This window comes from Microcoleus sp. w1-18aA5 (genome assembly GCF_036701705.1).
Classification (GTDB): Bacteria; Cyanobacteriota; Cyanobacteriia; order Cyanobacteriales; family Microcoleaceae; genus Microcoleus.
The window spans coordinates 1-14,263 of the sequence record NZ_JAUPTE010000001.1 but is presented as its reverse complement, the minus strand read 5'-3'; the positions used below and the strand labels follow the sequence as shown (position 1 = coordinate 14,263).

Here is a 14,263-nt window from a genome sequence, read left to right as displayed (position 1 = left end):
TCTAATAGATGAATTTGCACAATACTCGTCGCCGACCAGGAATCTCACACACTTCTAACCAAGGTCTAATTAAACTAGGAATTACGCATTGACAGAATAACAAAATAGTGCATTTATAAATATGGGTCGTCTACTTTCTAGGTATCGGACAATCAGAGAAATTATTAAACCATCCACAGCACAATGGAATAAAGACCTCTACACCTTTGATACCAATTGGGGAATTGAAACCTTTCACAGAGCGATAAAACAAGTATGTGAAATTTGTCGGTTCATGGTTAGAGATTCCTATGCAATCAAGACTCATATATGTTGTTCACTTCAAGCTTTTGTCAGATTGGAGTTTATGCGCTCTGAAAAGATAATTAGCAATTGGTATGAAGTCCAAAGGAATCTGTTCACTTTAGTTGTACGTGAGCTTATTTTTGCCAACCTTGGCAGTGATGGCATTATCTAGAATACATAGAAGATGTTTTTTGTCAATGCGTAAGTCCTAAGATTATAGAAACTTGATGAAAAGCATTAGTAAATTCCAACATACCCAGGGCATCCTACTGCTTGTTGCGGTAACCATTTTCTGGGGTACAACCTTCCCCCTGGTTAAGGAAACAATCGTTAGCCTTTCCCCAGGAGCGCTGATTGCCATCCGTTGCGCCTTGGCAGCACTAGGTTTTGCCGTGCATTTGCGTGACTTGAACAAGCATTCGCTCCGAGATGGGGCAATCTTGGGACTGCTGTTATTTGGCTCTTTAGCTACCCAAGCGATCGCCCTTGAGACTATCTCTGCCAACCGAGCGGCATTCATAGCTAGCCTGAACGTAATCCTAGTCCCCCTCTTGGGACAGCTACTGGGTCAGCGTGTACTCGTTACGACTTTCCTCGCCGCCGGACTTGCTGTGGGTGGTGTTGGCGTAATGTCCTGGGAGGATGGAGTCTTAAGCGTCGGCGATCTCTGGATGGCAGGTGACGTTCTCTGTTATACGGCCTACATAATGAGGCTTGAAGTCGTCACCCCACGCCACCCACCCTTGGTACTCACCGCAGTCCAAATCTTGATAGTAGGAGTGCTGGCAACCGTCTGGTCAGCCCCCGAATTAATTGGACAGTTGAAGGCGCTCTCAACGAACTATACGAACTTGATTCCGATTGTCTACCTAGCTTTAGTTACCGCCGCCACCACTTGGCTACCAGCGATCGCTCAGAAATCGGTTTCTGCCCAGGAGACGGCGATCATCTACACCTTCGAGCCTGCGTTTGCAGCAGTATTCTCGTTTTGGCTGCTAGGCGAGAAGCTTGGAGTACGTGGCTGGGTTGGCGCTGGGATGGTGCTAGCTGCCATGATTCTCAGCCAGATTCCCATGAGCAATTCCCCAATCAAAATCGTACCTCTTTCTCAAGAACAAGCAAAGGCTCAAGAAGAGGTGAGTGAGTCCTATGAAATGTTGGGGTTAGAGCCTTCAGTGTCATTAGACTTAATTAATAGTGAGTCCTCTGAAATGTTGAAGTTAGAGCCTTCAGTTCGATTAGAGTTAATTAAGGTAGCCACTAAAATAGCAGAGTAGAAAAACTAACAATGATGATGCAATCAAATTTAATTACGAGCGAGGTTTTTAGTTATAGGGAAATCATTTGGAAAGAAATTAAGGAAACGCTACTTGATTCACACATAACTATTGCAAACATACCGCTGAATAAAATAGTGATCGTCGTCACTATCATCCCGCTCATACAACTGTTGAGAGGATTATTCTTTTCGATTGTCATCAACAGAATCAAACATTTTACTAGCGCAACGGATACTACACTGGACGATGAGTTAGTCGAGATTATGGAGCAACCATTAGGGTGGCTGATTTTCATCGCTGGACTTTGGATAGTGCAGGTGATTTTGGCAGAGAATCTAAAGCCTCAAGTGAGCGAGATGCTAGCTAAGATTCTGAGTCTGAGTGCTATAGTTACGGTTGCATATATTGTTTACCGCGCCTCTCCACTGTTGGGAGAGATACTGAGAAAACTGACGCTGAACACCAAAACCGAACTAGACGACTTGCTTGTACCCTACGTGCCTCGTCTGTTTCAGACGGCGGCACTCGCTGTTGTAGTGTTAAAGGCGGGTGAGGTGTTGTTAGGAGCATCTGCAAATGCGCTCATTGGTCTATTAGGTGGAGCGGGAATCACGTTCGGTTTATTGCTTAAGGACATTATCTATGACTGGTTGTGTACCATTATTATTTACACGGATAATCTATATCGACCTGGTGACTGGGTGATTGTGGATGGAATAGATAGTAGTATTCAAGTCCTAGAAGTCGGCATCAGAACTACAAAGCTTCATCTCACCAAATGGGATTCTATCAAAAAGATACCCAATTCCAAAATGATTACTGGGATTGTCGAGAATTGGTCGCAAAATCCTGGTAAAGAGGAGTCATTTGGCATTAACTTAACTCTCAAAATTGACAGTATTTCGGCGGAGAAAACTGCGATAATTTGTCAGGCTCTTGAGAAGATACCTAAGTCTATTGATTCTTTACACGACCGATCTGATGTTTGGTTGGACAGACTTGAAGAGAATGCACGCATCATAAATATTCGAGCCTTTAATAATAATATGGATTTATACTTTGCCGCTTGTCAAGAATTGAACCTAGGAATATTGGCACTACTGGAAAAAGAGGGTATAGATACCCTACACGTAGAATTTAGAACATACCTCGAAAGCTATAAGGAGACTTGGGAAAGAAGTAGTAAGATAAATTGACCTTGCACTTTTCCCGGAAAAATGGAGCGCGATCGCTACCTGCCTTGCCAACTGAAGTATCGATTTCAAGGTTCCACTCGCATGAAGTCAACAAAGAAGCAATCCTGTTTGCAAATTAAGCTTACCGCACTATTCATGACGCCATTGTTCCGTATCGGCACATCATAGCTGGCAGCGCTCTATCATTGCCGCTCCAAATGCCAGATGCCAAATATCAATTATTCAAATAAGAATGAAAACAAAAACTAAAAACTGGTTTAAACTTGCTTTCCAGTTCAGAGGCTCAGTTATTTTAGCCATTTATCAACGAGTTATTGGGTTTGGTCTGTTTAGTTTTATTGTTTCTGTACTTTACTATTTCAACCTCCCTGTATCCCAACCTATTTTGGGAAGTATTATTCCCAGCATCGTCTTAGGCTTATTACTGGTATTCCGAACTAATACGGCTTACGAACGGTTTTGGGAAGGTCGTAGATTATGGGGAAATTTAGCCAACGACGCCCGTAACATGGTTTGGCAAATTGGCGCAATGATGAACGACATTGAACCAGAAGATCGAGCCAAAAGAATTGCAGTCATGCGCCTCGTAGCTGCTTTCCCCGTAGCGTGTAAATTGTATCTTAGGTCAGAACCTGTAAATAGTGAATTAGAAGAATTGATGTCTCCATCTCAGTATTTGCAGCTCAAGACAATCCACAATCCACCGCTACAGATAGTCTTTTGGGTAGCAGATTATCTACAACAGCAGTATCAACGTGGTAACGGTGTCTTACATTACAGTCATGTGGTTTTTATGCAAACTACTGTGAAGAGTATGATGGAGTCTGTAGGACACTGCGAACGCATTTTAAGAACGCCCCTCCCCCTAGCTTATTCCATTCATCTCAAGCAACTGCTATTAATTTACTGCCTGTTATTACCTTTTCAGCTAGTTAAAGATTTGGGATGGGGGACAGGCTTATTTGTTAGTTTGATTAGTTTTACTTTACTTGGCATTGAAGAAATTGGTCTGGAAATAGAAAACCCGTTTGGGTACGATACCAACGACTTGCCTCTTGATGCTATTTGTAACACAATCAAATACGACATTGAAGAGTTTCTCACTTGTAATCCCCACCTCAACTCTAAGTCAGAGAAAATTTACCAAGAAGATTGGTATGATAAACAACTGTAAGAATTCGAGGTCTAGAAGAAAAAAATGAATTTTGAGGTAATATAAATTTTTAGGAGTTATGCACAGACTCTACACATATTTTGTTAGGTCGTTTCTTAGCCGATAGAACTTCTGAAGATCCGCTGGTATCAAAAGACCTATTTGCCTCAGATAGTAGTGTTGAAGGGCGAGACACCAACCCTTTAGAAAAAGTCCTCCCTCAATGATGTCTCATGAGAGAAATAAAGCAAATAATGTCAGGAAAAATCCTATGCAATTCGTGAATCAATTAAGTATCAAGACAAAACTCATAGTTATGTTGCTGGTAGTCAGCCTTTGCGCTATGTTCGCCACCACCTATATATGCTCTAGCAGTGGGAAAGCTACTCTGACCGCAAAAGTCTTCAACCAATTAACCAGCCTGCGGGCGGCCAAAACTGATCAAATCCAAGATTATTTTCAAAGCCTTTACCACCATAGCCAAACCTTAAGCGAAGACCTGACAGTCGTCGGTGCCATGCAGGAGTTCAAGACAGCCTACCGCCAACTTGAACAATCAACAATACCAGCGGATTTTGACGCAAAAATTGATACCTACTACCGGACAGAATTTTTAACCAAACTAACGCGAACTAACGAGGGCACGCCAGTTCTGGCATCCTACACGCCAAAAACAACTGCTGCCCGTTACTTGCAGTACCACTACATCGCTGCTAACCCCAACCCCGTTGGCAAAAAACTTCTCCTTGACAATCCAGGCGACGCCAGCGCTTACAGCCGCGCTCACGCCCGCTACCACCCTATTTTTCGCAATATAGTTGAAAAATATGGTTACTACGATATGTTTTTGATCGATCCCGAAGGAACTGTTGTCTACACGGTTTTTAAAGAAGCTGACTTTACCACAAACTTCACCAACGGCCCCTACAACGAGAGTAACCTAGCATTCGCGATCGCCGCGGCACGACAAGCAAATGGAAAGGCCTATGTGAAAATAGTAGATTTCAAACCCTACAGCCCTTCCTACGGTGCGCCTGCGGCTTTTATCGCTGCCCCAATCTTTAACGGCTCCCAATTCATTGGTATTTTGGCGTTCCAGCTTCCCGTTGACAAAATTAACAATGTGATGACTGCCAACAAAAATTGGAAAAAAAATGGTCTGGGCGATTCAGGAGAAACTTATCTGGTTGGGTCGGATTATTTAATGCGGTCTGCGTCTCGTTTTCAGATTGAAGACCCAGAAGGTCATGCAAAAACTCTACGCTCGATCGGCACTGATGAAAAGACTGTCAACAAAATCAAAGAGTTCAATACTACGATTCTACTACAGGAAGTGCAAACAAAAGCAGTGAAGGAAGCGTTGTTTGGAAAACAGGGTACGCAGGTTATCGACGATTATCGTCATATTCCTGTTTTGAGTTCTTATGCTCCCCTAGATATTGATGGATTGAGGTGGGTGATGTTGGCGGAGATTGATGTTTCTGAAGCCTATGCCTCAATTCACTCGTTTGAAAAAAAAGTTGTGATTGGAGCTACTATAATCATCGCGCTAATCACGCTTGTGGCGATCTGGCTGACCTCAATTTTTGTCAAACCCATCAATACTTTAATCAAAAGCGCTCGTAAGGTGGGAGCTGGGGATTTTGACGCGGTTGTGAAATCGGGTTCGCAAGATGAATTTGGAGACTTAGCTAAGTCATTTAACCAAACGATAGGCATCCTTCGTACCGAAACTAAACTAATCGAGCGCGAAAATCGCGAAAATGAAGCATTAGTCTTAAGTATATTTAGTCCCGCAATCGCCAAACGCCTCAAACAGGGCGAACGAGAAATTGCCGAGCAGATTTCTAATGTCTCGATCTTGTTTTCCGACCTCCACCAATTCACCAAGATGACTCAATCAATGTCCCCTCAAGAGGTTGTTCGCTTGCTGAATGAACTGGTAACAGGTTTTGATGAAATGACAGATAAATACGGTCTAGAGAAGATTAAAACTATTGGTGACGGTTACATGGCTGTATGCGGCATTGGTATGCCACGTCTGGATCATGACAAACGCACGCTAGATTTTGCTTTGGAAATGCTGTCGTTTGTCCGCCGATTTAGTTATGAAAAAGACTTACATCTAGACCTGCGGATCGGCATCAATTCAGGAGATGTGGTTGCAGGGGTGATTGGTAAAAATAAATTGCAATACGACGTTTGGGGCGATAGTGTAAATATTGCCAATAGATTAAAGTCGGCTTGTCCGCCGGGAGCAATCTTAGTTTCTCAAAACCTCTGCTCGCGCCTGCACGATCTCTACGATTTTGAGCTGTTTGGTGAAATTCAAGAACCTGGAAAAGAAAAGTTAGTGGCTTGGCAAGTCAAAACTTCTAAGCTGACCGTAAGTGTTCGAGAGGAAGAAGTTTATGAGTAATTTAAGCTTTTCAAATGACTGGCAAACCTGGGCGGTAATTGTCGGATTAGGGTTCCCACTCCTGGTCGTTTTACTAGGAGAGGTTATTTATCATCTACAAAGGCGCGGTAGACCGCTGGCGGCTACGCTGCGGGTTGTAAAAAACCTCGTCCTGCCCGTCTTAATGCTGATGGTTTTAATCAGGAATGTCGTGAGGCTTGACGTTGACGGGAATTTTGCCAAGCTCGTCGCAACGCTGTTTTGGATATCTGTTATCTACGCTTCTCTCTCGCTGTTTAATGTGATTTTGTTTGAAGAAGCTGAGGCCAATACATGGCGCGCACGGATGCCCAAACTGCTGATCGACCTTTCTAGGTTGTTTTTGGTGCTTGTGGGAAGCGCGATCGTGCTGGCGGCAGTGTGGGGTGCAGATTTGGCGGGTCTTGCTACGGGATTGGGCGTGAGTTCGATCGTGATCGGTTTGGCGCTTCAGGACACATTGGGTAGCATCATGTCGGGCATTGCGCTGCTTCTAGAACGCCCCTTCAGTGTGGGTGATTGGTTGCGAATTGGAGATATCGAAGGGCAGGTAATTGATATCAATTGGCGCTCTGTTCGCCTGCTTACTCTCCAGCGGCAGGTGATTATCGTTCCCCATCAATTTGTTGGAAAAGAAATAATTCATAATTACAGCCAACCAGAACGCATTTACAACCAACGTATCAATATTGGCTTTTCCTACGATAGCCCCCCTAACCTGGTGAAGCAGGTACTGCTAAGTACAGCTTTGGCTACACAGGGGATATTAGCCGAACCCGAACCAGAGAGCAAAACCACATCCTATGATGAGACTGCAATTATCTATGAGGTGGAGTTTTTTATCGAAAACTTTGAGGATATGGAGCAGATACTCGATCGATTTATGACACGAGTCTGGTACGCAGCGCAGCGAAACAACCTGACGCTATATCGCTACCGATACTCCTATGCTGTGGAAGCTGCTGATAAGGCAGATAGCGCTTCAAGTAAGTTAGCCCAAAGCCTGCACTCAATTCCCGGATTTATGCCTTTAGCTAGAGAGCCGAAAAATTTGGATGACTTAACTAAGGGAACTATTTTACAGAAGTTTGGTGCGGGAGAGAAAGTCATCCGGCAGGGCGAGCCTGGTAATGCTTTGTACATTATCATTGCGGGTCAGGCTAAGGTAACAGTCACGAACAAGTTGGGCATGGAGTTGGAGGTAATGACTATCTTGAGTGGTGAGTTTTTTGGCGAGATGGCGCTGTTTAGTGGGGAACCGAGTCCGGTATCGGTTGTCGCCGTTGACGATTTGCAGGTTCTTGTCGTCTACTCAGATGCTGTAAATACGATGATTGAACGTCAACCAAGCTTGGGGCGCGAGATCGGTCAAATTATCGAAGCGCGAAGCAAAGCGGTAAGTATGGCCGGGCAGGCAGATGTTTCGTCAAGAGCTGAGGTTGATTCTATATGAGGCTTTTGAACTAAAGTGATATCGAGTAACCAATTATTTGTCAAAACCAGTTAAATACGCAACAAATTACACTCAAAAATCAAAAATATCGATCGCCAAATGCCAGTTTTCCTGATGCAGCCGATCGCAAATTTGCACTTTCTCAACCGCCAAATATTGCTTAAATTCTGGTTTTTCTATGCCGTTGCGCCACATTACCAGAGCATCTTCTCCGGTGTCTTCGTAGTATCGTTTCCGCCGCCCTGCCTCTTTAAAACCAAATTTGTGGTAAAGAGACACTGCGGCTAAATTAGATTCCCGCACTTCTAAAGTTGCCCGTTCTAATGGTCTATAGTGAGCCTTTTTTAGTAAAGCCCAAAGCAGAGCTTGTCCTAAACCTTGACCTTGGAAGCGAGGATGAATTGCCAAAATTGTAATGTGAGCTTCTTCTAAAATTGCCCACAGGCAACCCAAACCGATGAGAATTGGGGGAATAATCTGTAGGGGCGATGCCCCCGTGGCCGCCAGGTTTTGAGCTGATTCACAGTCCTCGGTTTCCCATGCCCACAAACCCAGTAAATCGCTGTTAGGACTGCCTAACTCACGCCCATAGCCTTCTAAAGTCCAAAGTCCGCCAAAACAGAGCTGATCGAGTTCGACTGCACTGTTGAGGTCTTCTGCGACGAGATGTTTAATTTGTAGAAAACGCACAGCCGATTTTAAATTTTAGATTTTAGATTTTAGATTTTAGATTTGATCATTACTCACTGCAAGGATGCTCCAGTTCGAGCGAGTCTCAGTCAGTCAGCCTGCTTGCGGAATGAATCTGGGGGCAACTGACCCAATTGCTTGCCGTCAATTGTACACTGGGAAAGACCGTAAGGATAGTTATTGCGCGATGGTATCAACTCAATCTTTCGGGGTGGAATCGGGACTTAAGTATCTGTCTGAGTCTCAACAAGCCCTGCAAACTCGATCGCCCAATCAAGAACTGTTACCGCTGACAGCCAGTGTTAACAGCAGCGATCGGTTGGAAATCGGAGGCTGCGAGGTGACAGCTTTGGTGGAGCAATTTGGCTCGCCGCTGTATATTTTAGACGAAGAAACGCTGCGGGCGGCTTGTACCCAGTACCGGGATGCTTTTAAGCGTTACTATCCGGGCGAATCTCAAGTGCTCTATGCTTCTAAAGCTTGGAGTTGTTTGGCAGTTTGCGCGATCGCCGCTTCGGAAGGTTTAGGGATAGATGTGGTATCTGCAGGAGAAATCCACACAGCACTACAAGCTGGTGTGAATCCCGACAAAATCTACTTTCACGGGAACAACAAATCCCGCGAGGAAATCCAGCTAGCTGTCGAAAGCGGCTGCGTTACCGTAGCCGACAATTGGCTTGATTTGGAGACTCTAGCAGAGTTGGGAAAATTGGGTGTCAGCAGCAAGACAGGCGGGCCGACACGAGTTATGGTGCGGTTTACTCCTGGAATTGAGTGTCACACCCACGAGTACATTCAAACGGGTCAAATCGACAGTAAATTTGGCTTCGATCCCAATTCCCTCGATCGAGTTTTTGAATTCATCAGCCAACAATCGTCGTTATTTTGCGTGGGAGTACACGCTCACATCGGCTCTCAGATTTTTGAACTGCAACCCCATGACGATTTAGCTGAAGTCATAATTCAGGCCTTGACAAAAGCACAGAGTTATGGTTTACCAGCGACAGAAATTAATATTGGCGGCGGGTTGGGCATTCGCTATACTGAAGCGGACGATCCTCCCAGCATAGAAGATTGGGCTCGTACAATTTGCTCCGCAGTGGTAGCAGCTTGCGAGCGGCAGCAATTGCCATTACCAAAATTGCTTTGCGAACCGGGTCGATCGCTCGTCGGTACAGCCTGTGTCACTGCTTATACTGTTGGCTCTCAAAAAGTCATTCCGGAAATGCGGACGTATCTAGCTGTGGATGGAGGTATGTCGGACAATCCGCGTCCAATTACCTACCAATCAGTTTATCGAGTTCTCGCAGCCAATCAAATGTCTGCTCCCTTAACGGAAACAGTGACAGTTGCTGGCAAACACTGCGAATCAGGCGATATTCTGATTAAAGATGCTAAGTTGCCAGAGTGTAAGCCTGGAGATGTCCTCGTGGTGACGGCTACGGGAGCATACAATTACAGCATGGCTTCTAACTATAACCGAGTACCCAGACCAGCAGCGGTTTTAGTGAGAAATGGGGAAGTTAACACGATTATACAGCGGGAAACTTACCAGGATTTGCTAAGGCTTGACCGCCTTCCTGAACGACTCGGAGCTCAAAAGTAAAAACTTAGAAGTTAAAAGTTAAAAGAAAGATAATCCATGTTTACTTAGTGATGATTGCCTTTTCACTTTTAACTTTTGCCTTGTTCAGTCACACGATTGGATTGACACTCCCCGGTCTAAAAACACGGGGATTTTCAGCGTATTCCTTATAACAACTGTTCATGGTTCACGGGTTCGAGTGCATCACGGTTCGCGGTTCACAGGCGGTAGCGTTCGATGAACCATGAACAATCAACAATCTGGCTTTGACTTGGCCCTGGTTCAGTCCTTATTGATTCAAGGGATCGATATTGGACTGGTTTTTGCCCTTGCGTATTTGGTGCTCGTCATTGTTGGCGAGCGCAGAACGCTGTGGATGGTACGGGGATTTATTATTTTGATGCTGGCGGCGGCGGTGAGCAACTGGGCTGGATTGAGGCTGTTGCACGTTGCCCTCAACAGCTTGGTGACTGGTTCTGCTGTGGCAATGGCGGTAATATTACAGTCGGAGTTTCGCCGATTTCTGGAACAATTGGGTCGGGGGGAATTTCGGCAACTGTTTGGACGCGATCGCCGACCCAATCCCGAACCGGACAGCGTAATAGATGAAATTGTGGACGCAGTAAAAGAACTTTCGCAAAACCGCACGGGCGCTTTACTAATTATAGAAACAGATTCTCCGATCGACGATCGAGATTTTTCTGTGCCGGGATTAAAGCTAAATGCTGAAGTTTCTAAAGAATTGTTGCAGACTATCTTTCAGCCGCAAACTTTGCTGCATGACGGAGCTGTTTTGATTCGAGGTTCGCGGATCGTGTCGGCGGGGGTAATTTTGCCTTTGTCCGATCGCACTGCGTCGCGGCAGTTGGGAACCCGCCACCGGGCGGCAATGGGGATTACGGAACGGGTGCAAGCTTGCCTGTGCGTGGTGGTGTCCGAGGAAACTGGTTCTATTTCTTTAGCCCAGATGGGACTTTTAAATCGACCTTTGACTAGCAACAAACTTAAGGAATTGCTGGAAGCAAAGCTGTTTCCCTCCGAGGGAGAAAGAGCTGTGGCTCCAATTCCGATCGGCAATCTCGGACGCCAGATAGGATTGAAGGGAGTGACGCTATTAAAACGGATACTGCGCCGTTAGTCGGGTAATCGGGAGAAACCATGAGTCAAGGAATTTGCTTGGAAAAGTTGCCGGAGGATCTGCAACAGGAACTACTGCCTAAGCACATAGCAGTGATTATGGACGGGAACGGGCGCTGGGCTCAGAAGAAGGGGTTGCCGCGGATTGCGGGGCACCGCCGAGGAGCTAGCACTCTGAAGGAACTGCTGCGCTGCTGCAAAGATTGGGGGATTCCAGCTTTAACGGCCTATGCTTTTTCGACGGAGAATTGGGGGCGGCCGGCCGGGGAAGTGGATTTTTTAATGAGTTTGTTTGAGGGTAAGCTGCGGCAAGAATTGCGGGAGATGGTGGACGAGGACGTGCAAATTCAATTTATGGGGAATTTGCAGGCTTTGCCGAAGTCTTTGCAGGCGCAAATCGAGCGTTCAGTGACGGCAACTCAGCACAATCAGGGGATTTTGTTTACGGTGGCGACGAATTACGGGGGGCGTCAGGAGATTGTACAAGCTTGTCGGGCGATCGCGACTCAGGTGCAAGAGGGCAAGTTGCAGCCGGAGGAGATTGATGAGGTTTTATTTAAACGCTATTTGTATACTGCTGATGTTTGTGACCCGGATTTGCTGATCCGGACGAGTGGGGAAATGCGGTTGAGCAATTTTCTACTATGGCAAATGGCTTATTCGGAAATTTACATTACTGAGACGCTGTGGCCGGATTTTGATCGATCGGAGTTTCACCGGGCTTTGTCTGATTATCAGAAGCGCAGCCGCCGATTTGGCAAAGTCTAACGATTTTGGATTTTGGATTTTGGATTTTAGATTTTAGATTTTTTGGTTAATTTTTCAGTTTCCAAGTAGGGGTGGATTCTGAGGGAGCATCTCCATAAAAGTAAAAAACGTTTTTACGCCACCTGTGAGCGTCCTGCACAGCAAAATAGAGCGACCGGGACGATCGCAATTCCATGTAAATGCTTGCAGGGTTGATGCTTTTTACCTGGATGCCCCATCTAAAATCTCATACCAATTTCACTCATTTCCTGCTCAACATAACGATTTTAGATGTGAGATTGGAGGACAAATCTAAAATCTAAAATCTAAAATCTAAAATCTAATTAGGGGCCGGAGAAAACGGCAGCTTCAATGTCCTGACGTGAGAGGGAGTATTTGAATGCTCGTTGAATGTCTTGGCCGTCGGCTCCAGCATCGATGTAGCGGACGGTGAGTTGGTCGATATCGAGGGAGAGTTCTGCTTTCCATGTAAGTTGCTCGATCTGCCAGCAGTGAAGTTCTCGCTGATCTTGCTGGCAGCCGCGGCTTTTGAGCCACTGCTCGATTTCCGGGAGTGGATGGTTGTACAAAGGAGTGTCAGCGGAAGGAAGAGTCATGGGATTTTAGATTTTAGATTTTGGATTTTAGATTGGGGATTTCGGATTGGGGATTGCCGATTGAGGATGGGGGATTGGGGATTTGAGGCTTTAATTGCCGCGAATTAAGCCGATCGCGATCGCCAGTACCAAACATCCGATTAAGCTAGCTCCCATGATAAACAGAGCGAACATTTCTCCGGGGGAAAGAGGTCGCTCCGTGGGATCTAGGTAAGCGGAGTTGGAAGTTTTTTTGCCCGATCCCGAAACCGGAGTATTGAAGCCTGGGGGTGGCCCAATCACGTTCAGGCGAGAATAGCCTATTTTGAGGTCGTAGGCGAGGCGACGTTCTGGGTTGCTGAGGGTGGCGTAGGCGTTGTTGAGCTGCTGAAATTTGGCGGTGGCGACTGCGGGTGGCAGCTCGGTGGTATCGGGATGGTAGAGTTTGCTCAGTTCCCGGTACGATCGCCGAATTTCGATCGGCGATGCGGAAGGATGCAGCCCTAACAAGCCGTAGTAACTAGAACCCAAGGGGGTTTTGCCGGGTATTTTCTGACTTTCGCTGTTTGCCGTTCCCTTGTTAGGAGTCACCTCAGCGCCTCTGGGCTTGTTGTTTATAATTTTTGATTATTTTAGAGCAGATTTGAGGGTAGCGCCACTATCTGCGATGTCGAGGGGTTGAGGGTGGGCGATCGGCTCAAGGTACGATCGCCCACTTTAAACTATGAATTGGTCGAGCGCAATTTCTGCACATCCTCAACGCTAAGCCCCGTAACTTGGGCGATCGTGGCATTATCTAGCTGTGAAAGTAATTGTCTGGCGATCGCTAGCGTTTCTTTTCGTATTCTTTCCTGTCTTGCTGCCTGTCTTGCTTCTTCAACAGCTTTAATAATTACCCCCTGTTGATCGTGAATAAACTGTTCCCTGCGTTCCAAAACTTCTACTTCTTCCCGACTTAACCGGGCTTGATTGGCAAGATCGAATGCTTTGTGGATTTCCGGTACGCTATCGATTGTTTCGGGAACTTCTGAGAGAATTCTGGCATATTTCATGAAATATATCCATTTATCTGTCAAAGTTTCTAGTTGACTTGCTTCTTTATGGAATTTAGGTAATTCTATAAAGACTAAATTCATGGCATCTTCGGGATAGTTTAAATTGCTTTTAACTTCTTTATACACAAATCTCGAAATTAAGTTAGGGCTGTTGCGAAACATTTCAAAATCTGTAATGGTTAAAGCTATTAATGGCTTGAGCATTCGATAGCCTTCTCCTCTTTGCAATTGAAATGCGTAGGTTGTGGCTGCATTGTACAACACCCGATTGCCCGAATATTGAACGTTGAGAACTAGAATTTCAATAATGACTAAAGTGCCATCGTCTAGTTTGGCTGTGACATCGAGGTAAGTATCTTTTAAACTTTCAAGTTGCCTCGGCAGATTCTGGTTGATAATTTCTAAGTCTTGAATGGTGGGATTTCCTTCATAAATCAAGGCGTTGAGAAAGCTAATTAGAATCTCTTTGCTTTCTGAGGAAGCGAATATTTTTTTGAAGAAGGCATAATCCGTTTTAGGGTTGATAAATATCATGGTTGTCAGCTGGGGGGGTGACAACCCACCTGAAACCAATAGCTAGTAAGGATTGAGCCAACTTGTGGTAAAAAAAGATAGGCAGCAGAGTTGTTACACGCTTGCCTATCCAAAA

At 45.4% G+C, this 14,263-nt stretch carries 12 protein-coding genes and 1 pseudogene; 9 read left to right on the top strand and 4 right to left on the bottom strand.

Annotated features, from left to right (window positions below; all coding sequences use genetic code 11):
- Positions 1 to 208 precede the first annotated feature (208 nt).
- The 6 genes and pseudogenes from Q5691_RS00065 to Q5691_RS00040 all read left to right on the top strand — a co-directional run.
- A pseudogene (locus tag Q5691_RS00065) lies at positions 209 to 457 on the top strand (IS701 family transposase); the annotation flags it as partial.
- Positions 458 to 512: 55 nt separating this feature from the next.
- Positions 513 to 1,562 (top strand): DMT family transporter, encoded by a 1,050-nt coding sequence (locus Q5691_RS00060; protein ID WP_333216759.1) that lies wholly within the window; start codon positions 513 to 515, stop codon positions 1,560 to 1,562.
- Positions 1,563 to 1,573: 11 nt separating this feature from the next.
- Positions 1,574 to 2,761, top strand: a complete 1,188-nt coding sequence (locus Q5691_RS00055; protein ID WP_333216757.1) for a mechanosensitive ion channel domain-containing protein — start codon at positions 1,574 to 1,576, stop codon at positions 2,759 to 2,761.
- Between the two features lie 232 nt (positions 2,762 to 2,993).
- Positions 2,994 to 3,935 carry a bestrophin family ion channel gene (locus tag Q5691_RS00050; protein WP_333343688.1) on the top strand — a complete coding sequence of 314 codons (942 nt, stop codon included), beginning with the start codon at positions 2,994 to 2,996 and terminating at the stop codon, positions 3,933 to 3,935.
- Between the two features lie 250 nt (positions 3,936 to 4,185).
- On the top strand, positions 4,186 to 6,333 hold the full coding sequence (locus tag Q5691_RS00045) for an adenylate/guanylate cyclase domain-containing protein (protein ID WP_333216753.1): 2,148 nt from the start codon (positions 4,186 to 4,188) through the stop codon (positions 6,331 to 6,333).
- Positions 6,326 to 7,804 (top strand): mechanosensitive ion channel family protein, encoded by a 1,479-nt coding sequence (locus Q5691_RS00040; protein WP_333216752.1) that lies wholly within the window; start codon positions 6,326 to 6,328, stop codon positions 7,802 to 7,804. Before Q5691_RS00045 ends, Q5691_RS00040 begins: the two co-directional genes overlap by 8 nt.
- 72 nt (positions 7,805 to 7,876) lie before the next feature.
- On the opposite strand, the gene rimI is transcribed toward Q5691_RS00040, so the two are convergent.
- Positions 7,877 to 8,494, bottom strand: a complete 618-nt coding sequence (rimI, locus tag Q5691_RS00035; protein WP_333311894.1) for a ribosomal protein S18-alanine N-acetyltransferase — start codon at positions 8,492 to 8,494, stop codon at positions 7,877 to 7,879.
- A gap of 187 nt (positions 8,495 to 8,681) precedes the next feature.
- Here rimI and lysA point away from each other — a divergent pair, with 187 nt between their 5' ends.
- From lysA to Q5691_RS00020, 3 genes are all read left to right on the top strand, one after another.
- Positions 8,682 to 10,100: a diaminopimelate decarboxylase gene (lysA, locus tag Q5691_RS00030; protein ID WP_333216561.1), complete on the top strand. Its 1,419-nt coding sequence runs from the start codon at positions 8,682 to 8,684 to the stop codon at positions 10,098 to 10,100.
- Positions 10,101 to 10,323: 223 nt separating this feature from the next.
- Positions 10,324 to 11,217: a diadenylate cyclase CdaA gene (gene cdaA / locus Q5691_RS00025; protein ID WP_333216556.1), complete on the top strand. Its 894-nt coding sequence runs from the start codon at positions 10,324 to 10,326 to the stop codon at positions 11,215 to 11,217.
- Between the two features lie 20 nt (positions 11,218 to 11,237).
- On the top strand, positions 11,238 to 11,984 hold the full coding sequence (locus Q5691_RS00020) for an isoprenyl transferase (protein WP_333216554.1): 747 nt from the start codon (positions 11,238 to 11,240) through the stop codon (positions 11,982 to 11,984).
- A gap of 323 nt (positions 11,985 to 12,307) precedes the next feature.
- On the opposite strand, the gene Q5691_RS00015 is transcribed toward Q5691_RS00020, so the two are convergent.
- From Q5691_RS00015 to Q5691_RS00005, 3 genes are all read right to left on the bottom strand, one after another.
- Positions 12,308 to 12,580: a DUF3143 domain-containing protein gene (locus Q5691_RS00015; protein WP_190661245.1), complete on the bottom strand. Its 273-nt coding sequence runs from the start codon at positions 12,578 to 12,580 to the stop codon at positions 12,308 to 12,310.
- A 90-nt stretch (positions 12,581 to 12,670) separates the two neighbouring features.
- Positions 12,671 to 13,150, bottom strand: coding sequence for a J domain-containing protein (locus Q5691_RS00010; protein WP_333343687.1), 480 nt, complete (start codon positions 13,148 to 13,150; stop codon positions 12,671 to 12,673).
- Between the two features lie 131 nt (positions 13,151 to 13,281).
- Positions 13,282 to 14,148, bottom strand: coding sequence for an Rpn family recombination-promoting nuclease/putative transposase (locus tag Q5691_RS00005; protein ID WP_333311899.1), 867 nt, complete (start codon positions 14,146 to 14,148; stop codon positions 13,282 to 13,284).
- Positions 14,149 to 14,263 lie beyond the last annotated feature (115 nt).